We start from the raw sequence: 22,591 nt of genomic DNA, 5'->3' as shown, positions 1-22,591 counted from the left end.
CAAGGAGCACGCCGATGAGCGCACCCTACGAGTTTGTCGATATCCAGGCGCGCGGCCCGGAGATGGTCGCGCGCGCATTCGGCAACCAGGTGGAATATTGCCGCGCGGCCGGGGCACCGATCACGGCGCGGGTCGTCGCGGCGCTAGGCGCGCTGGTTGCAGGCGACGCCGGCGGCGCTGTGCTGACCCGCGTGCGCGATTGGCCCGGCGCACCGCTCGCCGACGCGCTGCCGCTGCGGCTGGCAGGCGCGATCCGCGCGCTGCATCTGGCGGGCGAGGAGCCGGCGCTTACCCCCATCTATGCCGACGAACCTGCTGACGATGCGGGCGTGCTCGGCGATCTGCTGCTCCGGCGCGAGGCGGATATCCTGCCCTGGCTCGACGGTCCACCGCAGACCAACGAGGTCGGCCGTTCCGCCGGTTTAATCGCTGCGCTGCTCTGGCTCGCCGATCAGGGCCTGCCTCCGCGTTTCGAATTGCTCGAGATCGGGTCGAGCGCGGGGATCAATCTGATGCTCTCGCGCTATCGCTACGATCTGGGCGGGGTGGTGGTCGGGCCGGACAAGGCCGCGATCCAGCTGACGCCCGAATGGCAAGGCGCGCCGCCGCCGGATTGCTCAATCGAAATTGTCTCCACCGCCGGCTGCGACATCGCTCCGGTCGATCTGACCGATCCCGCACAGGCGCTCCGGCTGAAGGCCTATGTCTGGCCCGAACATCGCGAGCGCTTCGCACGGATCGATGCCGCGATCGCCGAAGCAACCCGCAGCCCGCCTGATCTGGTGCAGATGAACGCCGCCGATTTCGTCGCGCAGCAACTCGCCCGCCCGCAGGCGGAAGGGACGACCCGGGTGCTGATGCATTCGATCGTCTGGCAATATGTGCCGGACGATCAGCAGGCGCGGATCGAGCAGGTCATGGCCGCGGCAGGTGCAGCGGCCACCGCGGGCAATGCGCTCGCCTGGGTCGCGCTGGAGGCGAACCGCGTGGTGCACCATCACGAGCTGGTCGGCCGCCACTGGCCCGGCGACGGCACGCCGCACCGGCTGGCGCGCGCACACCCGCATGGCGCGTGGATCGGCTGGGGCGAATTCGACCGGCTGGTCTAGCCCGTCCGGGTAAGAAACTCGTCCAGCGCGGCATTGACGGCCTCGGGCGCTTCCCAGGGCACGAAGTGACCGCAATCGCGCACCTCGACCACGGTCAAATCGTCAATCGCCGCGTCCAGCCCCGCAAGGTTCTCGGGCGGCAGGGCCAGATCGTCCATCGCCCAGATCACCAGCGTCGGGATGGCGAGGCGTGGCAGCGGCGGCTCGGTCCAGCCATTTGGCAGGGCATAGGGCGCATCGAGCGGCGGCACGTCGACCGGGCTGGCGCGATACCAGTTGAGCATCCCGAAGGCGGCTTCCCGGTCCTGCCAGTCGGCCAGCAGCGCATCGCGCTCGGCGCTTTCCATCTGGCTCGGCCGGTCCCACTTGACCTCTTGCAGCAGAATGCCGGCCAGGCCGTGTTCGCGCACCAGCGCATCGTTCGCCGGATCGCGGAAGCCGCGCATATACTGGCTGGAGCGGCGCTGGGTCTCGTTGGTATAAAGCAGTTTCTGGAACAGCGCGGGATGGGGCGCATTGGCGATCACCGCGCGGGTCACGCGGCCATTGGTCTGCCCGCCGAGCGCGATGCCCCAGGCGATCGCGCCGCCCCAATCATGGCCGATGATGGTGAAGCTGCCGACGCCCAGTGCATCGGCCAGGAGGAAGATATCGCCGATCAGCTTGTCCGGTGTGTAGGCCGCCACCTCCTGCGGTTTTGACGAGCCGCGATAACCGCGCTGATCGGGCGCGATGCAGCGATAACGGTCTGATAGATGCGCGATCTGGTGGCGCCAGGTGCGGTGGCTTTCGGGAAAGCCGTGAAGGAAGATCAGCGCCGGCGCATTGCGCGGGCCGGTATCCACCACATCGAGTTCGATCCCGTTGGCGAGCGTGACGCGCTGCTGATCCATCATCCCTCCTGCTCCATCCGGTCCATGTAACCACCCGCGACCATCGCTGCGATCTGATCGAACAGCGCATCGGGCGTGCGGCGCATTTCGGCCATCTGTGTTTCGATCCCGCGAGCGACGACGATCTCGCGCTCTCCGGCTTCGATCGCATCGATCATGGTGATGGCGGCGTCGGCCGGCAGGATCCCATTGTCGATCGCCTCGTCGCTGCGGCCGCGCTCGGACCCGTCGCGGGTCAGCGCGTTGCGCGACACATCGGTGGCGACCGAACCCGGCACGATCACATGAACGCTGACGCCGTTGAGCGACAATTCCGCGCGCAGCGCATCGGCATAACCAATCAGCCCGAACTTCGCCGCGCAATAGGCTGTGCGCAGCGGCACCCCGACCTTGCCGGCGACCGAAGAGATGAACACCAGCCGGCCGTTCCCCCGCGCCGCCATCGGGCCGATCACCGCCTGCGTCAGCGCAATCGGCGCCAGGAGATCAACCTCAAGGATCCGGCGATACACCGCCATGTCGGTTTCAAGCGCGCGCGACCGCTGCGAGATGCCGGCATTGTTGACCAGCACATCGATCTGCCCGCGCCAGCCATGCGCCTGTTCGGCCGCGCGGGCGAGCGCTGCATCATCGGTGGTTTCGAAGGGCAGGACCAGCGTTTCGCCCGCGCATTCGGCGGCGGTCTCGGCCAAGCGTCGCTCGTCGCGGCCCGACAGGATGATCGTTGCACCGCGCCGCGACCATTCCGCCGCCAGCGCCCGGCCGATGCCCGAGGATGCCCCGGTGATCCAGATAATCGGCGTGGCGGTTTGGCTCATAGGTAACTCACCGTGGTTGGCTGGTCAGGCAGGGGGATGAATTCGTCGCTGTCACCCGGCACCAGCGGAAAGCGGCCTTCGCGCCAGTCATCCGCCGCCTGGCGGATCCGGTCGCGGCTGGAGGAAACGAAGTTCCACCACACATGGCGCTTGGTCGCGAACGCCTCGCCGCCCAGCAGCATCACCCGCCCGCCTTTTGCCGAGGTCAGGTTGATGTCGGCGCCGGGGCGCAGCACGGTCAGTTCGTACAATTTCAGCGCGTGGCCATCGACCCGCGCCTCGCCGCCGACCAGCATCACCGCACGTTCGTCCGCCTCGTCGTCGAGTGGGATCGCTCCGCCGCCCGCCAGCAGGATTTCGGCGTAGATGGTGGCCGCATAGGTGGTGGTCGGCGCGCGCGCGCCCCACAGCTCGCCCATGATTACGGTCGCCTTGGCGCAGCTATCCTCGACCAGCGGCAGATCGCTCAACGCTTCGAAGGCAGGGGCGATCTCCTCGCACCCGTCGGGCAGGGCGAGCCAGGTCTGCATTCCGTAGAGCCGCCCTTCGCCGGTTCGCTCGCTGGCCGGGCTGCGTTCGGAATGGACGATGCCGCGCCCGGCGGTCATCAGATTGACCTGGCCGGGGCGAATGGTGGCACAACTGCCCAGGCTGTCGCGGTGGTCGATCGCCCCGTCGAAAAGCCAGGTGACGGTGGCGAGGTTGATGTGCGGATGCGGCCGCACATCCATCGCCGCCCCCAGATCGAGCTGCGCGGGACCGAACTGGTCAACGAAAATGAACGGGCCGACCATCGTCCGCTCGCGCGAGGGGATCGCACGGCGAACCTCGAACGCGCCGAGATCGTGCGTGACCGGGGTTATGGTCTGGATGATACTCATGCCGGCTCGCCGGGCGCGCGGGCGCGGATGGCGAGGGCGTGGACCCGCTGGCCGGGAATGTCGCCCAGTGCGCGGTTGACCATGCGCTGGCGTTCGAGCCGGCCGACCCCGGCAAAGGCGGCGCTTTCGATGGTGATGGTGAAATGCGATTCGCCGCTGCCATCGTCGCCCGCGTGCCCATGGTGGCGGGCGCTGTCATTGACGATGTCCAGCGCCAGCGGGGCAAAGGCCCGTTCAAGGCGCTCATGCATCTCGTCTGCCAGGGGGCTGCTCATATGGGGGTTCTGGGGGTTCCCAAGCGGCTTGTCCATGACCATCTGGGCCCGAATGGGCAATGCGCGGTTTCATGGCAGGCACGACGGGGCGGGGCAGGTTTGCGCCGCGCCGGGGTGCGGCGAGGCGGGCGAGTTCCGCGCGCCGGGCCCACGCGCAGCCGGCTTCGACGGGCCGGGCGAATATCGCTGGCTGTGCCTTGATCATGTGCGCGAATTCAACGCCGGCTACGACTGGTTCGCGGGAATGAGCGCGGACGAAATCTACGCCGCACAGGCGCCGGGCGCTGCCTGGCGAGAGGGGTGGGCGACCGAGACCCGTTCCTTTCGCGGCGATGGCGGCGTGGGCGACCTGCCGCGCTGGGCCGATTTTGCCGACCCGCTGGAGGCAATCGGCGCGCGCGCGGCAGGTATTCGCAGCCGCACCGAACGCGCCGCGAAAGTGGCGGCAACGGGGCGCTTCACCGCCGCCGAGGCCGCCGCGCTCGAGGTGCTGGGGCTCAGCGATGCCAGCGATCTGCGCGCGCTGCGCCAGCGTTACTCCGAACTGGTCCGCCGCTATCACCCCGACCGCAATGGCGGCGACCGGCGCCACGAGGCCCGGCTGGGCCGGGTGGTTGAAGCCTATCAGACGTTGAGAAAGAGCGCGACGTTCGAATAACTGCCCCGCCTGCGCGCCAGCGATCCACCCGCGCGTTGAGGCCCGCGCGGTATGGATGGCTGGCAGGGCGAGGCGAATCGCCGTTCCTTCTGCCTTGTGCCCTTATAACCAAATCGGTTATATTTGTCAAGGGTAATAACCGAAAATCATTCCGCTTCGTGTTTTGCCTCTCGGACGGCTTCTGCGCGCCTAGTCGGTCCGGCCGCCGACGAGCGAGAACAGCGCGCCTTGCGGATCGACCGCATTGATGATGAAGTCGCCGCCCGGCACCTCGTGCGGGCCGTGCAGCACCTTGCCGCCATTGGCCTCGACCGCCGTCTTGGCCGCATCGAGATCAGGCACGCGGAAGTAATAGGACCAGCCCGGCGCAGGCATTTCGGGCGGCTGGCGCATGATCGCGCCGAGCAGACCCTCGCCGTCCCGCATGAAATCGTATGTGCCGGCCGCCCCCATGTCCATCTCGCCATCCTTCGCCCAGCCGAAGATATCGGCATAAAACGCTGCGGCGCCATCCTTGTCCGGAGTGGCGAGTTCGTTCCAGGCGCCGTGGCCGGGGCGCGGTTTGTCATAGGCAAAGGCCGTGCTCATCGCGTCCGAGGCACCACGCATGATGTAGAAGGCGATGCCTTGCGGATCGGCCACCATCGCGAACCGCCCCACCTCGGGAATATCGGCCGGCGGCATCAACACGCTGCCCCCGGCAGCGGCGATGCGGGCAGCGGCCGCGTCGACATCATCAACCCCGATATAGCCCATCCAGCCCGGCCCCCGCTCGCCCATTTGCGGCGTCAGCGCCATGATGCCGGCCACCTGGCCGCCATCGGCCGCTGTGGCGATGCGGTAATCGATGTCCGGCATTCCCGCTGGCGCGACCGTCCACGGCAGTACCTTGCGATAGAAGGCGCTGGCCCCATCGACGTCGCCAGTCAGCAACTCGTACCAGATATGCGATCCGTGCTGCGTGCTCATCATACCGACCCTTTGCTGTCGAACATGGGGACAAACCCGCCCCAGATCATCCGCTGCCCGTCAAATGGCATGGGGTTCTTCTCCGGGTCCATGCGCGGGTCCATTTTCGCCGGATCGCTCATTGCCTCGTGCATTTGCGCGTGCGCGGCATCGCGGGTGGCTTTGTCGGGCCATTCGATCCAGCTGAAGCACACCGTCTCGTTCCCTTCCGCCCTGACCGAACGGGCAAAATCGGTGCGCTTGCCGGCGGGGACATCATCGCCCCACGCCTCGACGACACGGGTGGCGCCGGCATCCATGAACACGCCGTCGCCCTCGGTCGCATGGGCGATGAAGGCGTCGCGATTGCCGCTCGGTACGGCGAGCACGAAACCATCGACATATCCGGGCGCCGCGCGCGCTTCGCCAAGGTCGAGCAGCGGGACAAAGCCGCCGAAGATCATCCGTTGGCCATCGAAGGGCATTTCGCCAAGTTGTGTGCCCTCCTGCTCCATTCCGGCAAAGCCCGCATCCCGGGTCGCCTTGTCGGGCCATTCGAGCCATGAGAAAACCACCTCCTCGCCCTCCACGGCGGCGACCGCGCGGCGGAAATCGGTCAGCTTGCCATCGGGCACCCGGTCGCCCCACGTCTCGACCTGCCGGAGCGCCCCGTAACGGTTGAACAGCGTCCACGATCGTTGCGCGAAGCCTTCATATGCGGTCCGGCGGTCGCGCTGAACCGCGGCGATGAATCCGTCAATGTAGGGCATGGTTGGTTCTCCTGCGAATCGACTTGCCCCCTGCTGCGCCTATGAGTTACTAAAGGCAACAATGAAGTTACAAAAGGAAACTAAGATAGCCGAGCGGCTGCATGGCCGCTGGTATAATGACGCCTGCGGAACGGCGTTCGGCCTCGAATTGCTGGGCGAGCGGTGGGCTCTGTTGATTGTCCGCGAACTAATGTTTGGACCGCGGCGCTTTTCCGACCTGCGCGCCGGGCTGCCCGGAATCAGCGCCAAATCGCTGACCGAGCGGCTCGACGGGCTCGAGCGCGCCGGGGTGGTCGAGCGCGCGCAACTGGCGCCGCCTGCCGCGATGCGGGTCTACCGGCTGACGGCCTTGGGCGAGGCGGCCGAACCGGTCATCGCCGCGCTCGGTCGCTGGGCCGCTTCGGCGCCGGGGCACGACATCACGCTGCCGCTATCCGCCGCCTCGCTGATGATGAGCTTGCGAACGATGTTCGATGCCCGCGCGGCCGAGTGCGCTTCACTCGTTGCGGCCATCGAAATCGGTCCCGACAGCTTTCGCCTGGAGGTAACGGACGCCGGCATCGCCATCACACGCGGTGAGGCGGTCGACGCCGCGCTGCGCCTGACCGTGGCCGAAGCGCCGGTGCTGGCAGCGTTGATCTATGGCGGCGTGCCGGCTGCCGAGCTGGAGCAGGCCGGCCAGCTGACCATCGCCGGGGACCGCGCGCTGATAGCCATCCTGACGGGCCTGTTCTGCCTGCCCGATAAATTCGGCTAGCGCTGGCGGAAGGCCCAGCGCAGCGTGCCGGCCATCGCCCCGGTGGCGAGGCGCGCGGGCAAGGCGGTAATTCCCGGCGCGGCAAGCCCCAATTGCGCGCGGGCGAACGGCGGCAGCAGATCGACCGCCGCAGTGCCGAGGATATGCTGCACCGCCTCGGCGCCGGTGGCGGCGCTGTCCTGCAGCACCAGCCGGGCAATCTCGCGCGCTGCGGCCGACCCGCGCAATTCGCCGCGCATGGCGCGCGTCAGCGCCTCCGCCTCGGCCCGTGTCTCGGGAACCGGGTCGGCCCCCAGCGCCCGCGCGACTTGCGCGAACTGGCGGAAATATTCGTCCTGATCGCGCCGGGGCATCGCCGGCTGGACGAACCGGCGATAGGCGAGGAGGAAGCTCTCCGCTTCGGCCAGATGCACGAAGGCCAGCGTGCGCGGATCGCGCGCGGAATAGGGTGTGCCGTCGGGCAGCGTGCCGCGCACCTGCTCGTGAATCCGGTTCACCCGCGCGATCGCTGCCTGCGCCTCGTCACGATGGGCGAAGGTTGTGACCGCGATGAAGCGCGCCGTGCGCCGCAGCCGCCCCTGCATATCCTCGCGGAAATTCGAATGATCGAGGACGCCCTGCAGCGCGTGGGGGTGGAGCATTTGCAGCAGCAGCGAACGGATGCCGCCGACCATCATCGCGACGATATCGGCATGGACTAGCCGGATCGGCGTATCACGCGCGAACAATGCGTCGTCGGAAACGGGCACCGGTTGTTCGCCCGCAGCCTGATCGTTGAACACTGCGCGCACCTGCCGCACCAGGCGATCGCGCAGCAGGTCGGCCGGGTTGTGCAGCGGGCGGGGGCGTTCCACCCGCATATGACTAGCGCAAGTGCGTGGGGGACGCAAAATGGCCGGACAGTGCGCGTCGGTGCGATAAGGCATTGCGAGCGCGCGCGCGCCGTGCCACGCGCCGGGGCGCTATGACGCTCGACACCGCGAAGACCCGCCTTGCCGCCCCCGACACCACGATCAGCGCCCGCGAGGTCTTCGGCCTCGAGGTAGACTGGCAGATCCCCGCGTTCAGCGAGGCGGACGAGCGGGTGCCCGATCTCGACGAAAGCTACGTGTTCGATCCGGAAACCACGCTGGCGATTCTCGCCGGATTCGCCTTTGACCGGCGGGTGATGGTCCAAGGCTATCACGGCACCGGCAAATCGACCCACATCGAACAGGTCGCCGCGCGGCTGAACTGGCCCTGTATCCGCATCAATCTCGACGCGCATATCAGCCGCATCGACCTGATCGGCCGCGACGCGATCGTCCTGCGCGATGGGTTGCAGGTAACCGAATTTCGCGAGGGTCTGCTGCCCTGGGCGTTGCAGCACCCGGTGGCGCTGGTGTTCGACGAATATGATGCCGGCCGGCCCGACGTGATGTTCGTCATCCAGCGGGTGCTCGAACAGCAGGGTAAATTGACCCTGCTCGACCAGAACCGCGTGATCCGGCCCGATCCGCATTTCCGTCTGTTCGCCACCGCCAACACGGTCGGTCTGGGCGATACCAGCGGCCTCTATCACGGCACCCAGGCGATCAATCAGGGCCAGATGGACCGCTGGAACATGGTCGTCGCGCTCAACTATCTGCCGGCCGAAACCGAACAGGCGATTGTCGGCTCGAAATTGCCCGAAGCGGACAAGAAGACCATCGCCGACATGATCAAGGTCGCCGACCTGACCCGCCAGGGTTTCATCAATGGCGATATTTCCACGGTGATGAGCCCGCGCACGGTGATCACCTGGGCGCAGAATGCGGCGATATTGGGCGATGTCGGTTTCGCCTTCCGCGTCACCTTCCTCAACAAGTGCGACGAGGCCGAGCGCGTGCTGGTGGCGGAATATTACCAGCGCGTCTTCGGCACCGACCTGCCGGAAAGCATCGTCGGCCGCGGGTGAGCGCCGGGCCACTTTTCAGCCCTGTGTTGTTCGGTTAATACAGTTCGATGGCATGGTTCGGGTTCGGCAAGGGCAAGGGCAAGGACGGTGCGCCGCCGCCTTCGCAGAGCGAACCGGCGCCGCATCGCGGTTATTACCCCCTGCACGATGCGTTCGATGATTGGGACGCGCGGCTCGGCCGCCTTGAGCCACGCCCACCGGCGGGTACAACGCTGGCGCCACCCGCCGCTGCGGGCGCGGCGTATGGGGCCGGCGCGCCGCCGCTCCCTCCGCCATCGCCGCGTTTGGGGTGGCTGGGGCGCAGCCGGGGCTGGTGGATCGGGCGCATCGCGGCGGGATTGCTGCTGGCGCTGATCCTGCTGATCGGGTGGCTGGTGATTACTGCGCCGCTCAGCAAGTCGCTCGAACCGATTGCCCCGCCGCAACTGACGCTGCTGGCCGCCGACGGCACGCCGATCGCGCGCAACGGGGCGGTGGTGGACCGCCCGGTGACGGTGGCCAAGCTGCCGGCGCATGTCACCGAGCCGTTTCTGGCGATCGAGGACCGGCGGTTCTACAGCCATTGGGGGATCGATCCGCGCGGCCTCGCCCGGGCGGCGTGGACCGGCTATGGCGGCGGCAGCACGATCACCCAGCAGCTCGCCAAATTCACCTTCCTGACCCCCGAACAGACGCTGACGCGCAAGGCGCGCGAGATGCTGATCGCCTTCTGGCTGGAAAGCTGGCTGACCAAGGACGAGATCCTCGAACGCTATCTCTCCAACGCCTATTTCGGCGACAATGTGTATGGCCTGCGCGCGGCGAGCCTGCATTATTTCTATCGCCAGCCGGAAAAGCTGCGCCCCGAACAGGCGGCGATGCTGGCGGGGCTGGTGCAGGCGCCTTCGCGCTTTGCCCCGACGCGCCATTACGACCGGGCCAAGCGGCGGATGGATCTGGTCAAGGGCGCGATGGTCGCGGCCGGTTATCTGACCGAGGCCGAGGCGCGGGCCATGCCCTATCCGGCGGTGGACAGCCGCACGCGCAAGGATTTGCCGACAGGCACCTATTTCGCCGATTGGGCGCTGCCCGCCGCGCGGCAGATGGCCGGCAATGGTTATTCACAGCAGCGTCTGACCACGACGCTCGATTCGCGGTTGCAGGGCATCGCCCGCGCGGTGGTGAACCGGCGCGGGCTGGGTGGGGCGCAGGTCGCGCTGGTGGCGATGCGCCCCAATGGCGAGGTGGTGGCGATGATCGGCGGGCGCGACTATGCCGCGACCCCGTTCAACCGGGCGACCCAGGCGCGGCGGCAGCCGGGCTCGACCTTCAAGCTGTTCGTCTGGCTCGCCGCGTTGCGCGAGGGCAAACAGCCCGATGACCGGATCGACAACCGCCCGTTCACCAGCGGCAGCTATCGCCCGCGCAATGCCGGTGATGCCTATTCCGACAGCCTGACGCTGGAGGATGCCTTCGCCCGGTCGAGCAATGTTGCCGCCGTCCGCCTGATGCGCGAAATCGGCAGCGACAAGGTGATCGAAACCGCGCGCGATTACGGCGTTCGCTCGCCGCTGGCCGAAGGCGATCCGAGCCTCGCGCTTGGCACCTCCAGCATGACTCTGCTCGAACTGACCGCCGCCTATGCCGGGGTCGCCGCCAACCGCCATCCGGTGGTCCCGCGCGCCTTCGCCGAAGATGGTAAGCCCTGGTACAAGCGATTGTGGGATTTAGGTGCTGGCGGGCGCGAGGCGGGCTCGGTCCATGCGGGGATCGAACAAATGCTGCGCGCCGCGATCAATCGCGGCACGGGCCGCGCCGCATCGCTCAGCATCGCCAATTACGGCAAGACCGGCACCAGCCAGGATGCACGCGATGCGTTGTTCGTCGGCTATGCCGGCGATCTGGTGGTCGGCGTGTGGATCGGTAAGGATGACAACACCCCGCTCAGCGGGATGTCGGGCGGCGGGATGCCGGCGCAGATCTGGCGCGACTTCATGGTTCAGGCGCTGCGCATTGGCGCCACCCGCCCGGCCGCCCCGCGCCCGACGGTCAGCCAGAACCCCGCCGGCCCCGTCCGCCCGCTCGACCTGCCATCAGGGGCCGACATTCCGCTGGGTGACGGGGCGCACCTGCGGGTGGAAGAAGGCGGCGTCACCGTCACCACCAATGTCGATGGGGTGCCGGTCGATGTCGGATTTGGCGAGGGCGGGGTGCGGATCGATCCGCGCACGATCGAGGCCGGCCGCGCCGCTGCCGCCGAAGCGCAGCGTCAGGCCGAAGCCCGCGCCCGCCGCGCACAACAGNCGATCCGCGCACGATCGAGGCCGGCCGCGCCGCTGCCGCCGAAGCGCAGCGTCAGGCCGAAGCCAGCGCCCGCCGCGCACAACAGCAGGCCGAAGCCAGCGCCCGCCGCGCGCAGCAGCAGGCCGAAATGGACGAAGCCTATCGCCGCGCCCGCGAACGGATGGACGCGAATTAACCCGCGGCGTCGTCTGCGCTGCTGTCATCGATCATCAGCACATTCATCACCGCTGTCGCGATCGGCCGGTGCCGGTCATGCTGCCACGCCTCGACATCGATATTGGCGTTGCGCCGGCCCATCCGCGTGACCCGCCCGATGGCATAGGTCGGCTCGGGCCTGGCGGCGGAGAGGAACTGGACGGTCACATTGATCGGCTTCAGCCGAGCGAGCCGTCCGGCCCGGTCAAGCTCGGTGCGAAGGGCGGCATAGCCAGCGGTTTCCAGCAGCCCACTGGTCGCCCCGCCATGCAGCGTGCCCGGCCGCCCGACGACGATCTGTTCGAACGGCAGCACCAGTACCGGGAGGCCATCGTCAAAGTGCGCCTGGGCAATTCCCATCGCGCGGGCGTAGGGGGTGAGTTCGAAGGTCACGGCAAGCGCATCCCCATGATCGCCATGAAGCAGCCGGCGACATGGGCCACCGGATCGCCCGGATCGCCATCATGCGCCATGCCGCGCACAAACGCGGCCGAGCGGGTTACGCGGTAACATTCGACCCGGCCGATCACCGCATGGCCGGGCCGCGCGGGGCGGACGTAATCGACCCGGAGGTCGAGCGTGGCGATGGCCTTGAACGCGCCCATCTTGATCCACACGCTCATGCCCGAGGCCATGTCCATCAGGCTGACGATCGGACCGGAGGCGAGCACCTGGCGCGCGTCCTCGCCGATCAGATCCGCGCGCCACGGAAGCTCCAGCTCGGCCCAGTCCGGCCCGTGCGCGTGATAGCGCAGCCCCAGCCAGCCGGCATGGCCCTGCGCCAGCATCAGCGCGGCGGCCCTGGCGACATCGAAACCGTCGGCGGCGAAGGTGGGGCGTTCGTCCATCGCTGCCGTCAGAGCACGCCGCCGGCCAGCCGGTCAATCGCCGCCTGCAGGATTACCGCCGCCGCATGAGCGTCGATCCGTTCGCCGCGCCGCGCGCGGCTCATGTCCTGGTCGATCATCGACCGCTCGGCGCTGGCGGTGGACCAGCGTTCGTCCCACAGCAGGATCGGCAGGCCAAGCGGGGCGAGGTTGCGCGCATAGGCGCGGCTGGCCTGCGCGCGCGGCCCTTCGCTGCCATCCATGTTGCGCGGCAACCCGATCACCAGCCCGGCCACGGCGCGCTGGCGGATCAGGTCTTCGAGCGTGGCCCGGTCGCGGGTGAACTTGCCGCGCGGCAGCGTTGCGCCCGGCGAAGCGAAGCGCCAGCCCGCATCGCACAGCGCGGTTCCGATCGTCTTGGTGCCAACGTCGAGCGCCAGCAGCACTCCGCCATTCGGCAGCGCCGCGGCGAAGGCGGCGGCATCATCGGTCACCGTTGCCATCTCAGCGGCGGGCGGCGGCCCAGCCGGCCACGCGGCGGCCGACATCGTCCTGCACGCTCTGCCAGAACAGCGGGATATCATAGACGTGATAGTTGTTGCCCGGCAGCACGGCGTTGCCCATTTCGGGCGGCGGCCCAATCAGTAGCAGGCCGTTTTCGGCGCAGCGTGCCGGCACGAGCCCCGGCGTCAGCACCCCGCTGCTGAGGTCGTCCTGCGGCACCAGCGTGCCGGGATTGGCATCCGCCGGCGCGGCGCCGCCGACCGTGCCGGTCAGCGGGTTGGTGCACAGGATCGGGCTGCCGGCCCGGCGCTGGCCGTCAAATCCGGTCGAGTTGCCATAGGCGTCGAGCACTGCCGAGGGATCGGCTGGCTCGGCATAGCTCGACCAGCTGAGGATGCAGCTGCCCTGCTCGGGCGTGGCGCAGGGGGGGAAGCCGAGCGCCGGCAGGTCGTGCGTGACCGAAATCGGCCAGCCGATGGCGTAAATCGCGGCCACGCGCGCCTTCTGCTCGGGCGCGGCGAACTCCTCGCGCAGCAAACGCAGCAAATGGAGCGCACCCTGACTGTGGCCGACCAGCACGATCGGCCGGTCTGCCGGGACCGTGGCGAGGAAGAAGGCATAGGCTTGCCGCACGTCCTGATAGGCCGTATCGATCGCCTGCTGTGCCGCCGGGCTGTCGCGCAGGAACGCGCCGAAAGTCGCCTGCCGATAGCGCGGGGCCCAGATCTCGGCGGCCTGATTGAACGGCGTCGCCATGCCGCGCAGATAAAGGCGCGCAGTCTCGGCGCTGCCCGTATCGTCGAGCGGCGCATTCCACGCCGCCCGGTCGAGATAGGAGGTCGGGTGCACGAAGAACACTGCGAATGGCGGGTGGCCGTCAGGCACGTTCGAAGGCGCGGGCGTGACCCCCTCCGCCCAGCGCGGCTGCCAGCGCGCGGGATCATCGGTGCCGATACCGGGCCGCGAATACCACATCGCCGGATCGTTATAGGCGTTGCTTTCGAGCGGGTTCTGCCGGACGAATTCGCTGCGCGGGACGAAGGCGAATTCGGTCAGCTGCTTGGACCACAGATTGAGCGCGAACAGCGCGGCCAGCGCCAGCACGATCAGCCCGGCCACGACATAGAGGAACTTACGCGCCAACGGGCAGCTCCTGGGGGGAGGGCGGCGCCGGCGTCGGCTCTTCGGCCATGTTTTCTTCGGAGCGCCGTTCGAGCGCGACCTTGATCATCGCCAGTAGCGGATCGGCCAGGAACAGGCCCATCAGCCCGAACAACACGCCCATGATCAGCTGCATCGCCAGCACCAGGCCAGGGGCAAGATCGACGGTCTTCTTGGCAATCAGCGGGATGATCACATAGCCATCGAACGTCTGCACGAAGAAGTAGACGAAGATCGTGAACAGGCCGGTATTGGTATCGACCGAGAAGCCGACCAGCACCATCAGCGCACCGGAAATCAGCGCGCCGATATTGGGGATGAAGGCCAACAGGCCCGTCAGGATCGCCAGCAACGCGGCCATCGGCACGCCCCACCAGGCAAGCAGCGCATAGGTGAACAGGCCTTCGAAGACCATGCCGACGATCCGCCCGGCCATCAGCCGCCGCATCGCTTCGCCCATGCGGCTGGCGGTCTCATAGAAGGATTCGCGCCGGTCGGCGGGGATCATCCAGGCACTGCCGCGCTCGTACAGATGCGGTTCGACCGCCAGGTAAATCCCGATCACCATGATCAGGAACAGCGTCGTCAGCCCGCCGAAAATCCCGCCGATCGCACGGGTCACGGTGCCGATGCCGTCCATCGCCTGCGCGACGTAGCCTTCGATATCGCCTTGATTGATCGCAAAGCCCTGCTCGCGCAGCCAGGCGATCAGCCGACCGGCCTGCTGATAGATCGTGGTCGGGAATTGCGCCGCCTGCTGCGATATTTGCGATCCGGCAAAACTGGCCAGCCAGACGAAGAACGCGGTCGCCAGCAGCAGCACCAGCGCGATGCGCCACTTGCGCGCGATCGGCAGCACCCGGCCGAGCAGGCGTGCGCCGCCATCGATCAGCGAGGCGAACACGAACGCGCCGAAGATCACCAGCAATGACGACGCGATATAGACCGACAGCACCGCCAGTCCGACAATCGCCACCCAGACCATCGCCTTCTTGGCTTCGAACCGTAGGGCCGGGTTCGCGATGCGGGTCGGGCTGGCCGCAATGGGATCAGCCGCGCTGTCCGGTTCGGGGGGGGCGGGGACCTGATCTGCTCCGCCCGTTGCGCTGGTCATGGCCGCTGCCCCCCTCGTTTCGCGATCGCCGGGCGCAGGGTGGTCCACGCACGGCCCGCGCGCAAGGATTTATACCAACTGGCCGGGTTCCAGCCGGTCGTTCCGTCGAGCGAAAAGGTGATGAACTCGGCCCGTCCGCCGACATCGGCCAGCGGCACCGGACCGTCGAGCCCGCCACGCCAGGCCTCCTCGCGGCTGTCGGCGGATTCGTCGCGGTTGTCGCCCATCAGGAAGACGTGCCCGGCCGGAACGGTCAGCTCGGCCATGGTGTCGAGCCGCTGGTTCTGGTGGTCGATGACGAGATAGGTCGCCCCGTTCGGCAACGTCTCGCGATAGACCGGCAACTGGCAGACTGCGCCGCCCGGCGTCATCTGCCGGGCGCCTGGGTAGATATAATCCTCGCAGCGGGCGTTGGCATCGACTGGCAGGTCGATCGGCGGTTCCACCGCTTGCGGCACCGGCTTGCCGTTCAGGACAATCTGCCCGTTGACCAGCGCGATGCGGTCGCCCGGCAGGGCAACGACCCGCTTGATATAATCCTCGTCGCGGCCGGGCGGCACGGCGATCACGATATCGCCATATTCGGGCGTGCGCGGTAGCAGCCGCCAGTCGCCGCGGGGCAGCAGGTGGAAGCTCGCCGACACCCAGCTCCAGCCATAAGGATATTTGCTGACAACCAGCCGGTCGCCGACCAGCAGGTTGGGCATCATCGATTCGCTGGGGATATAGAACGGCTTGGCGATGAAGCTGTGAAAGCCGAGCACGGCGAGCAGCATCAGCGCGAGGCCGCGCAGTTCCGCGCCCCAATTGATCGGCGGGGCTGGTTCGGTTGTTTCGGGGGCAGGCACGGGGGCGGAAATACTCAGAGCGGGCGCGCCTCGATAATGACGAAGGCTTGCGCAAAAGGGTGATCGTCGGTCAGCGTCAGGTGAATATGCGCCTCATGGCCTGCCGGAACCATCTCGGCAAGCCGCGCGGCCGCCCCGCCGCTCAGCGCCAGCGTCGGCGCGCCCGAGGGGGCGTTGATGACGCCGATGTCCTTCATGAACACGCCACGCTTGAAACCTGTGCCGACCGCCTTGCTGAACGCCTCTTTCGCCGCGAACCGTTTGGCATAAGTGCCCGCGCGGGTCAGCGGGCGGCGGGCGGCCTTGGCCTGTTCGGCGGCGGTGAACACTCGCTGTTCGAAGCGCGCGCCAAAGCGGTCGAGCGAGGCCTGGATGCGCTCGATATTGCAGAGGTCCGAGCCGAGGCCGATAATCACCGCGCCGCGTCCATCAACGCGCGCATCCGCCCGACGCTCGCCTCAAGGCCGACAAACACCGCTTCGCCGATCAGATAATGGCCGATATTGAGCTCTGCCACTTGCGGGATGGCGGCCACCGGCTGAACATTGTCATAGGTGAGGCCATGGCCGGCATGAGGCTCGATGCCGTTCTTGGCGGCCAGCGCCGCCATGTCCGCGAGCTTGCGCAATTCGGTTGCGCGCTCCTCGTCGCTGGCATGGGCATATTCGCCGGTATGCAGTTCGACCACCGGCGCGCGCAGCCGCAAGGCCGCCTCGATCTGGCGTTCCTCGGGGGCGATGAACAGGCTGACGCGGATGCCCGCATCGGTCAGCCGCGCGACGATCGGGGCGAGGCGGTTGTGCTGCCCGGCCGCATCGAGCCCCCCTTCGGTGGTGCGTTCCTCGCGACGTTCGGGCACGATGCAGGCGGCGTGCGGTTTGTGGCGCAGGGCAATCGCCAGCATCTCTTCCGTCGCGGCCATTTCGAGGTTGAGCGGCAGATCGGTCGCTGCCTGGATGCGCGCCAGGTCGTCATCGCGGATGTGCCGCCGGTCTTCGCGCAGATGAGCGGTGATGCCGTCGCCGCCGCAAGCCGCGACGATTTCGGCCGCGCGCACCGGGTCGGGATGCTCGCCGCCGCGCGCGTTGCGGATGGTCGCCACATGGTCGATATTGACCCCAAGCCGCAGAGGGCGGGAAAGGCTCACGCCGCGCGGCTGCCGGGCTTGGTCACCGGCATGGCGGCGAGATCGGCCGGCACTTCGCCTTCGCCATAGGTCGGGAAGTTGAGCGCTACGAGCGGATAGAACGGCACGTCGAACGCCGCTTCCCCGCCGGAGCGATCGACGATGCTGGCGAGCGCAATCACTTCACCGCCCGCCGCCGCCACCGCCGCCATCGCCTCGCGGCTGGACAGGCCGGTGGTAACGACATCCTCGACCATCAGCACCTGGTCGCCCGGTTCGAGCGAGAAGCCGCGACGGAATTCGAAAGTGCCGGTGGGTCGCTCGAGGAACAGCGCATCGCGGCCCAGCGCGCGTCCGACCTCGTGCCCGATAATGATCCCGCCCATTGCCGGCGACACGACCTTGTCGATCCGCGCCCGCAATTCGCGCGGCATGGCCTGGACCATGGCAAAGGCGATGCGCCCGGCGCGTTCAGGGTTCATCAGCAGGCGCGCGCATTGGAGGTAATTGGCGCTGTGCCGGCCGGAGGAGAGCAGAAAATGGCCGGACAGGAGCGCATCGCACGCGCGAAATTCGGCGAGAACCTCGTCTTCAGTCATGTTCAGTCAAAACTCTTCAGCGGCCCGGCGCCTTCGGCCATCAGCCCGGCGCGGAGCCTGTCGAAAAATCTCCCTAGAAGCGCTTGAGGCGGGGGGCAAGCGTGCGTATAGGCCCGACAGATTGCCTCATTGAGGGGGGCTCTGCCGCGCCGCGCCGCGCGGTGACAACCCGAGAAGCGAAAGCGCCGAACACGATGATTCTTGGTGACTCCATCCAGCGGACCATGCGGGCCATGATGCCGCTGTGCGCAGCCATGCTGCTGGCCACCGCGCCGCAGGTCGCGCTCGGGCAGGCTGCTGCTGCGCCGACTGCGGCCGCGACGGCAGCGCCGGCCGGCCCAGGTGCCGCTGCCGCCACGCCAGCGCCGTCGGCAACGCCGGCTGAGCCTGCGGATGATGTCGTCACGGCCAGTGGTCCCGAGGCGGCGGGTGCGGACCCGACCGCGGCCGCTTCGGCCACTGCGCCGGCCGGCAGCTACACGCCGCTGGGTCCGGACATGATCAAGGGGCAGCCGATCGACGGGCGGATCAATTTTCAGGACCAGTATTCGCCAAATGGCCAATATGCGCTGTGGATGCACAACGCGGTGTTGATGCCGATCATCACGCTGATCAGCCTGTTCGTGCTTGCGCTGCTGCTGTGGGTGGTGATGCGGTATCGCCGCGGCGCCAATCCGGTGGCGTCGAAAACCAGCCACAACACGCTGATCGAAGTTATCTGGACGGGCCTGCCCGTGCTGATCCTGCTGGGCATCGCGATCCCGTCGATCTCGCTGCTGGCCAAGCAGTATGAAAGCGCGCCGGAAGATGCGGTGACGATCAAGGTCACAGGTTATCAGTGGTACTGGGGTTATACCTATCCCGACAATGGCGGGTTCGAAGTGATCTCGAACATGCTGCCCGAAGCTGACGCGCTGGCCGCGGGCGAGCCGGCCCAGTTGGCGGTCGACAAGCGGATGGTGGTGCCGGCCGGCGAATGGCTGCGCATCCAGACTACCGCAGCCGATGTGATCCACTCCTTCGCCGTGCCCTCGCTGTGGTTCAAGCTCGACGCGGTGCCGGGGCGGCTGAATGAGAAGCGCCTGTTCATCAAGGAGCCGGGCATCTATTACGGCCAGTGTTCGGAACTGTGCGGCGTGCGCCACGGCTACATGCCGATCGCGGTCGAGGCGCTGCCCCGCGCGCAATGGGAGGCGTGGGTACGTACGCAGCCCGGCGGTACGGTTGGTGCGCCCGAACCGGCTGCCGCTGCCGCGCCCGCGCCGGCGGCGACTGCCGCCGCGCTGCCGGCCGGCGCTGTCTCCGCCGAAACGCCGGGCATGGATGCCGCCCAGCGCGAGGGCGAAACCGTTGCCGAAACGCCGACGACCTGACATTCGATTTAGCGAAGAACGAGACCTCTCATGGCTACTACCGCCGAAACGTTCCAGGCCCACCATGGCGATCACGCGCATCATGACGCGGATCACAAGCCCGGCTTCTTTGCCCGTTGGTTCATGTCGACCAACCACAAGGATATCGGCACGCTGTACCTGATCTTCGCGATCTTCGCCGGCATCGTCGGCGGGGCGATTTCGGGCATCATGCGGATGGAACTGATGCACCCCGGGATCCAGTATCTCGGCTGGTGGGTCAATTTCATGGGCGGCGAGGCCGGATTCGACCAGAACCTGCACCTGTGGAACGTGCTGATCACGGCGCACGGCCTGATCATGGTGTTCTTCATGGTCATGCCGGCAATGATCGGGGGCTTTGGCAACTGGTTCGTGCCGCTGATGATCGGTGCGCCCGACATGGCGTTCCCTCGGATGAACAATATCAGCTTCTGGCTGACCTTTGTCGCGTTCTGTTCGCTGATGTTCAGCACCTTTGTGCCGGGCGGAACGGGCAACGGAGCGGGCACGGGCTGGACCGTCTATGCGCCGCTTTCGACCACGGGTTCGCAGGGGCCGGCGGTCGATTTTGCGATCTTCGCGCTGCATTTGGCGGGTGCCGCCTCGATCATGGGGGCGATCAACTTCATCACCACCATCTTCAACATGCGCGCGCCAGGCATGACGCTGCACAAGATGCCGCTGTTCGTGTGGTCGGTGCTGGTCACCGCCTTCCTGCTGCTGCTGGCGCTGCCGGTGCTGGCGGCCGCCATCACCATGCTGCTGACCGATCGCAATTTCGGCACGACCTTCTTTGATCCCGCCGGCGGCGGCGACCCGGTGCTGTATCAGCATCTGTTCTGGTTCTTCGGCCACCCCGAAGTGTATATCATGATCCTGCCCGGCTTCGGGATGATCAGCCAGATCGTCGCGACTTTCAGCCGCAAGCCCGTGTTCGGTTATCTCGGGATGGCCTACGCGATGGTGGCGATCGGCTTTGTCGGGTTCATCGTCTGGGCGCACCACATGTATACGGTCGGCCTCGACGTTAACACCAAGATGTACTTCACCGCCGCGACGATGGTCATCGCCGTGCCGACAGGCGTAAAGATTTTCTCGTGGATCGCGACGATGTGGGGCGGCAGCCTCGAATTCAAATCGCCGATGGTCTGGGCGCTGGGCTTCATTTTCCTGTTCACCATCGGCGGCGTGACCGGCGTTGTGCTCGCCAATGGCGGGATCGACGACAACCTTCACGACACCTACTACGTGGTGGCGCATTTCCACTACGTGCTGTCGATGGGTGCGGTGTTCTCGCTGTTTGCGGGCTTTTATTACTGGTTCCCGAAGATGAGCGGTCGCTGGCACAGCGAGTTGCTGTCGCATCTCCACTTCTGGACATTCTTCATCGGCGTGAACGTGATCTTCTTCCCGATGCATTTCCTCGGCGTGCAGGGGATGCCGCGCCGCTATCCGGACTTCACACCGGCCTACAGCTATTTCAACGAGATGGCGTCGTACGGCTACATGATCATGGCCGGCTCGATGCTGATCTTCTTTGTGAACATCGGTTACGCCCTGTTTGCCGGGCGCAAGGCAGAAGGCAATTACTGGGGCGAAGGGGCGACCACGCTAGAGTGGACGCTGCCGAGCCCGCCGCCTTACCACCAGTTCGAAACGCTGCCGGTGATCACCGAAGCCAACGACTATCACAATCACCTGCCGGCGGGTGAACGCCCCGCGAACGCCTGAGGCGGCAGGAACACGCGAGTAAGGGGAGGGCGCGCCGCAAGGCGCGCCCTTCGTCTGTCACAAGGACAAGCTGTTGACCATTGGTGCCGTTCAGACCCTGCCGGCCGATTGGCGCGATTTCTTTGCGCTGACGAAGCCGCGGGTGATGAGCCTGGTGATTTTCACCGGGCTATGCGGCCTGCTCGCGGCGCCGGGCAGCATCCACCCGGTGATCGGCTTTGCCGCGATCCTGTGCATTGCCATTGGTGCTGGCGGCGCGGCCGCGCTCAACCAGTGGTGGGAAGCCGACATCGACGCCGGGATGAAGCGGACGGCCGCGCGCCCGCTGCCCTCGGGCCGCTTGCAGCGCAAGGATGCGCGCGATTTCGGCATTGCCCTGTCGGTTGCCTCGGTGGCGATCATGGGGCTGGCGGTCCACTGGCTGGCGGCGGCAATCCTCGCCCTGTCGATCCTCTATTACGCGGTGATCTACACCATCTGGCTCAAGCCGCGCACGCCGCAGAACATCGTGATTGGCGGCGGTGCGGGGGCGTTCCCCCCGCTGATCGGTTGGGTGGCGGTCACCGGCGAAATCACCCTGACGCCGGTGCTGCTGTTCCTGATCATCTTTACCTGGACACCGCCGCATTTCTGGGCGCTTGCGCTGTTCGTCCAGTCCGATTACGCCAAGGTCGGCATCCCTATGATGCCGGTGGTCCGGGGCGAGCGGTCCACAAGGCGCCAGATCCTGCTCTACAGCCTGATCCTAGTTCCGGTCGCGGTGGCGCCGTGGTGGATCGGCGGCACCGGCTGGTTTTACGGCATTGCAGCTGCCGCGCTCTCGGCCCTGTTCGTCGCTTTCGCCGTGCCGGTAGCGCTGCGAAGCAGCACGCCGGGCGACGGGATGCGCCCGGAAAAGCGGCTGTTTGGCTACAGCGTGTTCTATCTCTTCGTGCTCTTTGCCGCGCTGGTTGCGGACCGGACCGTTTCCGGCCTAGGAGGGACCGTATGACACCCGATCAGCAGGCCGAAATCCGCCGCCGGCAGAAGTCGCGCAATCTGGCGCTGGGCGGCGTGCTCGTCTTTCTGGTGATTCTGTTCTACGCCATTACGATTGCGAGGATGGGATGAGCGCGACGCCGGCTTCGGCCTCTACCCCTCTCGACCGGCGCAATGCCCGCGTGGGCGCAATCGCGCTGCTCGCCGCGCTGGCGATGCTGGCGCTCGGCTTTGCCGCGGTGCCGCTCTACCGGTTGTTTTGCCAGGTCACCGGATTTGGCGGCACGACGCAGCGCGCCACCGAGGCGCAGGCGAGCCTTGCCGCCCTTCTGGGCCAGCAGGCGGGCGCACCGCGAATTTCGGTGCGCTTCGACGGCAGTGTGGCGCGCGACGTGCCGTGGACCTTCGCGCCTGAACGCACGACGCAAACCGTCCGTATCGGCCAGCGGGACATGGCGTTTTATGTCGCGCGCAACAATGCGTCGGTCCCGGTCACGGGCACGGCGACGTTCAATGTCGAGCCTGAGCAGGCTGGTCGTTATTTCCAGAAGGTCCAGTGTTTCTGCTTTACCGAGCAGACCCTGCATCCAGGACAGGAGGTGCGGATGCCGGTGCTGTTCTACATCGATCCCGCCGCGCTCGACGATCCGAACATGAAGGGTGTTGAACAGATCACGCTCAGTTACACTTTCCACAAGAGCCTTACGGCGCCGCAGTAGGCTCTGGACCGGCGCACGCCTGCCCGATAAGGGCAGCGGGCGCGCGGGCAACACGCGATACAGAACG

Annotated in this window: 25 protein-coding genes and 1 pseudogene; 10 read left to right on the top strand and 16 right to left on the bottom strand. The window is 67.0% G+C overall.

Translation table 11 applies throughout. From position 1 onward, the window contains the following. Positions 1-14: 14 nt before the first annotated feature. Positions 15-1,109, top strand: a complete 1,095-nt coding sequence (locus ILT46_RS01030; protein ID WP_199502771.1) for a DUF2332 domain-containing protein — start codon at positions 15-17, stop codon at positions 1,107-1,109. Here the strand turns inward: ILT46_RS01030 and ILT46_RS01025 are convergent. Genes ILT46_RS01025 through ILT46_RS01010 form a run of 4 tightly spaced genes read right to left on the bottom strand, consistent with a single transcriptional unit; the run spans position 1,106 to position 3,976 of the window. Beyond that, a complete protein-coding gene (locus ILT46_RS01025; RefSeq protein ID WP_199502770.1) occupies positions 1,106-2,005 on the bottom strand; it encodes an alpha/beta fold hydrolase in 900 nt (299 codons plus the stop codon). The genes ILT46_RS01030 and ILT46_RS01025 overlap by 4 nt on opposite strands. Further along, positions 2,002-2,820: an SDR family NAD(P)-dependent oxidoreductase gene (locus ILT46_RS01020; RefSeq protein WP_199502769.1), complete on the bottom strand. Its 819-nt coding sequence runs from the start codon at positions 2,818-2,820 to the stop codon at positions 2,002-2,004. Before ILT46_RS01020 ends, ILT46_RS01025 begins: the two co-directional genes overlap by 4 nt. Beyond that, complete coding sequence (locus ILT46_RS01015; protein ID WP_199502768.1) at positions 2,817-3,701, bottom strand: pirin family protein; 885 nt, start codon at positions 3,699-3,701, stop codon at positions 2,817-2,819. Before ILT46_RS01015 ends, ILT46_RS01020 begins: the two co-directional genes overlap by 4 nt. Continuing rightward, positions 3,698-3,976 (bottom strand): BolA family protein, encoded by a 279-nt coding sequence (locus ILT46_RS01010; RefSeq protein ID WP_199502766.1) that lies wholly within the window; start codon positions 3,974-3,976, stop codon positions 3,698-3,700. The genes ILT46_RS01015 and ILT46_RS01010 overlap by 4 nt, the downstream gene beginning before the upstream one ends. A 52-nt stretch (positions 3,977-4,028) precedes the next feature. On the opposite strand from ILT46_RS01010, the gene ILT46_RS01005 reads away from it, so the two are divergent. Further along, positions 4,029-4,634: a J domain-containing protein gene (locus ILT46_RS01005; protein WP_199503072.1), complete on the top strand. Its 606-nt coding sequence runs from the start codon at positions 4,029-4,031 to the stop codon at positions 4,632-4,634. A 189-nt stretch (positions 4,635-4,823) separates the two neighbouring features. Here ILT46_RS01005 and ILT46_RS01000 read toward each other — a convergent pair whose 3' ends face one another. After that, on the bottom strand, positions 4,824-5,603 hold the full coding sequence (locus ILT46_RS01000; RefSeq protein ID WP_199502764.1) for a VOC family protein: 780 nt from the start codon (positions 5,601-5,603) through the stop codon (positions 4,824-4,826). Continuing rightward, entirely contained in the window at positions 5,603-6,352 is a 750-nt protein-coding gene (locus tag ILT46_RS12455) for a DUF1428 domain-containing protein (RefSeq protein ID WP_199502763.1), read from the bottom strand. Before ILT46_RS12455 ends, ILT46_RS01000 begins: the two co-directional genes overlap by 1 nt. A 61-nt stretch (positions 6,353-6,413) precedes the next feature. Here ILT46_RS12455 and ILT46_RS00990 point away from each other — a divergent pair, with 61 nt between their 5' ends. Beyond that, positions 6,414-7,109 (top strand): winged helix-turn-helix transcriptional regulator, encoded by a 696-nt coding sequence (locus ILT46_RS00990; protein WP_199502762.1) that lies wholly within the window; start codon positions 6,414-6,416, stop codon positions 7,107-7,109. On the opposite strand, the gene ILT46_RS00985 is transcribed toward ILT46_RS00990, so the two are convergent. Beyond that, complete coding sequence (locus tag ILT46_RS00985) at positions 7,106-7,969, bottom strand: oxygenase MpaB family protein (RefSeq protein WP_199502761.1); 864 nt, start codon at positions 7,967-7,969, stop codon at positions 7,106-7,108. The genes ILT46_RS00990 and ILT46_RS00985 overlap by 4 nt on opposite strands. Positions 7,970-8,073: 104 nt before the next feature. On the opposite strand from ILT46_RS00985, the gene cobS reads away from it, so the two are divergent. Both cobS and ILT46_RS00975 read left to right on the top strand, forming a co-directional pair. Then, entirely contained in the window at positions 8,074-9,045 is a 972-nt protein-coding gene (gene cobS, locus ILT46_RS00980; protein ID WP_199502760.1) for a cobaltochelatase subunit CobS, read from the top strand. A gap of 47 nt (positions 9,046-9,092) precedes the next feature. Further along, positions 9,093-10,862, top strand: a pseudogene (locus tag ILT46_RS00975) (transglycosylase domain-containing protein); the annotation flags it as partial. A gap of 637 nt (positions 10,863-11,499) precedes the next feature. Here the strand turns inward: ILT46_RS00975 and ILT46_RS12065 are convergent. Genes ILT46_RS12065 through pyrE form a run of 9 tightly spaced genes read right to left on the bottom strand, consistent with a single transcriptional unit; the run spans position 11,500 to position 17,702 of the window. After that, entirely contained in the window at positions 11,500-11,916 is a 417-nt protein-coding gene (locus tag ILT46_RS12065) for a PaaI family thioesterase (RefSeq protein ID WP_441344184.1), read from the bottom strand. Beyond that, entirely contained in the window at positions 11,913-12,371 is a 459-nt protein-coding gene (locus tag ILT46_RS00970; protein WP_199502758.1) for a PaaI family thioesterase, read from the bottom strand. The genes ILT46_RS12065 and ILT46_RS00970 overlap by 4 nt, the downstream gene beginning before the upstream one ends. 8 nt (positions 12,372-12,379) lie before the next feature. Beyond that, positions 12,380-12,853 (bottom strand): Holliday junction resolvase RuvX, encoded by a 474-nt coding sequence (gene ruvX, locus ILT46_RS00965; RefSeq protein WP_199502756.1) that lies wholly within the window; start codon positions 12,851-12,853, stop codon positions 12,380-12,382. 1 nt (position 12,854) lies between these two features. Continuing rightward, on the bottom strand, positions 12,855-13,997 hold the full coding sequence (locus ILT46_RS00960) for a DUF3089 domain-containing protein (protein ID WP_199502754.1): 1,143 nt from the start codon (positions 13,995-13,997) through the stop codon (positions 12,855-12,857). Beyond that, positions 13,987-15,129 (bottom strand): AI-2E family transporter, encoded by a 1,143-nt coding sequence (locus ILT46_RS00955; protein WP_199502753.1) that lies wholly within the window; start codon positions 15,127-15,129, stop codon positions 13,987-13,989. Before ILT46_RS00955 ends, ILT46_RS00960 begins: the two co-directional genes overlap by 11 nt. Next, the gene (gene lepB, locus ILT46_RS00950) at positions 15,126-15,977 is read right to left on the bottom strand and encodes a signal peptidase I (protein ID WP_370592274.1); all 852 of its coding nucleotides are present in this window, start codon (positions 15,975-15,977) and stop codon (positions 15,126-15,128) included. The genes ILT46_RS00955 and lepB overlap by 4 nt, the downstream gene beginning before the upstream one ends. Positions 15,978-15,991: 14 nt before the next feature. After that, positions 15,992-16,393: a holo-ACP synthase gene (acpS, locus tag ILT46_RS00945; RefSeq protein ID WP_199502752.1), complete on the bottom strand. Its 402-nt coding sequence runs from the start codon at positions 16,391-16,393 to the stop codon at positions 15,992-15,994. Next, entirely contained in the window at positions 16,390-17,124 is a 735-nt protein-coding gene (locus ILT46_RS00940) for a pyridoxine 5'-phosphate synthase (protein ID WP_199502751.1), read from the bottom strand. The genes acpS and ILT46_RS00940 overlap by 4 nt, the downstream gene beginning before the upstream one ends. After that, positions 17,121-17,702: an orotate phosphoribosyltransferase gene (gene pyrE / locus ILT46_RS00935; RefSeq protein WP_199502750.1), complete on the bottom strand. Its 582-nt coding sequence runs from the start codon at positions 17,700-17,702 to the stop codon at positions 17,121-17,123. The genes ILT46_RS00940 and pyrE overlap by 4 nt, the downstream gene beginning before the upstream one ends. 224 nt (positions 17,703-17,926) lie before the next feature. Here pyrE and coxB point away from each other — a divergent pair, with 224 nt between their 5' ends. The 5 genes from coxB to ILT46_RS00915 all read left to right on the top strand — a co-directional run bounded on the left by coxB (position 17,927) and on the right by ILT46_RS00915 (position 22,524). Beyond that, the gene (gene coxB, locus ILT46_RS00930) at positions 17,927-19,075 is read left to right on the top strand and encodes a cytochrome c oxidase subunit II (protein ID WP_370592300.1); all 1,149 of its coding nucleotides are present in this window, start codon (positions 17,927-17,929) and stop codon (positions 19,073-19,075) included. A gap of 30 nt (positions 19,076-19,105) precedes the next feature. Beyond that, positions 19,106-20,827 carry a cytochrome c oxidase subunit I gene (ctaD, locus tag ILT46_RS00925; protein ID WP_199502749.1) on the top strand — a complete coding sequence of 574 codons (1,722 nt, stop codon included), beginning with the start codon at positions 19,106-19,108 and terminating at the stop codon, positions 20,825-20,827. Positions 20,828-20,900: 73 nt separating this feature from the next. Beyond that, complete coding sequence (locus tag ILT46_RS00920) at positions 20,901-21,818, top strand: heme o synthase (protein ID WP_199502748.1); 918 nt, start codon at positions 20,901-20,903, stop codon at positions 21,816-21,818. Then, positions 21,815-21,937, top strand: a complete 123-nt coding sequence (locus tag ILT46_RS12260) for a hypothetical protein (RefSeq protein ID WP_255528337.1) — start codon at positions 21,815-21,817, stop codon at positions 21,935-21,937. Before ILT46_RS00920 ends, ILT46_RS12260 begins: the two co-directional genes overlap by 4 nt. Continuing rightward, a complete protein-coding gene (locus ILT46_RS00915; protein WP_199502747.1) occupies positions 21,934-22,524 on the top strand; it encodes a cytochrome c oxidase assembly protein in 591 nt (196 codons plus the stop codon). The genes ILT46_RS12260 and ILT46_RS00915 overlap by 4 nt, the downstream gene beginning before the upstream one ends. Positions 22,525-22,591 lie beyond the last annotated feature (67 nt).

Origin of the sequence: Qipengyuania sp. YIM B01966 (genome assembly GCF_016461955.1) — a bacterium.
Classification (GTDB): domain Bacteria; phylum Pseudomonadota; class Alphaproteobacteria; order Sphingomonadales; family Sphingomonadaceae; genus QFOP01.
Note: the sequence above shows the minus strand (reverse complement) of the source record. Positions and strands in the feature narration are given on the sequence as shown.

What these genes read in the sequence shown, in the direction of transcription:
- ruvX (WP_199502756.1), bottom strand. Translation starts at nt 12,853, where the DNA reads ATGGCAACGGTGACCGATGATGCCGCCGCCTTCGCCGCGGCGCTGCCG.
- ILT46_RS00915 (WP_199502747.1), top strand. Translation starts at nt 21,934, where the DNA reads ATGAGCGCGACGCCGGCTTCGGCCTCTACCCCTCTCGACCGGCGCAAT.
- ILT46_RS01010 (WP_199502766.1), bottom strand. Translation starts at nt 3,976, where the DNA reads ATGAGCAGCCCCCTGGCAGACGAGATGCATGAGCGCCTTGAACGGGCC.
- ILT46_RS01030 (WP_199502771.1), top strand. Translation starts at nt 15, where the DNA reads ATGAGCGCACCCTACGAGTTTGTCGATATCCAGGCGCGCGGCCCGGAG.
- ILT46_RS01005 (WP_199503072.1), top strand. Translation starts at nt 4,029, where the DNA reads ATGGGCAATGCGCGGTTTCATGGCAGGCACGACGGGGCGGGGCAGGTT.
- ILT46_RS12455 (WP_199502763.1), bottom strand. Translation starts at nt 6,352, where the DNA reads ATGCCCTACATTGACGGATTCATCGCCGCGGTTCAGCGCGACCGCCGG.
- ILT46_RS00990 (WP_199502762.1), top strand. Translation starts at nt 6,414, where the DNA reads ATGAAGTTACAAAAGGAAACTAAGATAGCCGAGCGGCTGCATGGCCGC.
- ctaD (WP_199502749.1), top strand. Translation starts at nt 19,106, where the DNA reads ATGGCTACTACCGCCGAAACGTTCCAGGCCCACCATGGCGATCACGCG.
- ILT46_RS00970 (WP_199502758.1), bottom strand. Translation starts at nt 12,371, where the DNA reads ATGGACGAACGCCCCACCTTCGCCGCCGACGGTTTCGATGTCGCCAGG.
- ILT46_RS01020 (WP_199502769.1), bottom strand. Translation starts at nt 2,820, where the DNA reads ATGAGCCAAACCGCCACGCCGATTATCTGGATCACCGGGGCATCCTCG.
- cobS (WP_199502760.1), top strand. Translation starts at nt 8,074, where the DNA reads ATGACGCTCGACACCGCGAAGACCCGCCTTGCCGCCCCCGACACCACG.
- ILT46_RS12260 (WP_255528337.1), top strand. Translation starts at nt 21,815, where the DNA reads ATGACACCCGATCAGCAGGCCGAAATCCGCCGCCGGCAGAAGTCGCGC.
- ILT46_RS00955 (WP_199502753.1), bottom strand. Translation starts at nt 15,129, where the DNA reads ATGACCAGCGCAACGGGCGGAGCAGATCAGGTCCCCGCCCCCCCCGAA.
- coxB (WP_370592300.1), top strand. Translation starts at nt 17,927, where the DNA reads ATGCGGGCCATGATGCCGCTGTGCGCAGCCATGCTGCTGGCCACCGCG.
- ILT46_RS01015 (WP_199502768.1), bottom strand. Translation starts at nt 3,701, where the DNA reads ATGAGTATCATCCAGACCATAACCCCGGTCACGCACGATCTCGGCGCG.
- pyrE (WP_199502750.1), bottom strand. Translation starts at nt 17,702, where the DNA reads ATGACTGAAGACGAGGTTCTCGCCGAATTTCGCGCGTGCGATGCGCTC.
- ILT46_RS00985 (WP_199502761.1), bottom strand. Translation starts at nt 7,969, where the DNA reads ATGCGGGTGGAACGCCCCCGCCCGCTGCACAACCCGGCCGACCTGCTG.
- ILT46_RS01000 (WP_199502764.1), bottom strand. Translation starts at nt 5,603, where the DNA reads ATGAGCACGCAGCACGGATCGCATATCTGGTACGAGTTGCTGACTGGC.
- ILT46_RS01025 (WP_199502770.1), bottom strand. Translation starts at nt 2,005, where the DNA reads ATGATGGATCAGCAGCGCGTCACGCTCGCCAACGGGATCGAACTCGAT.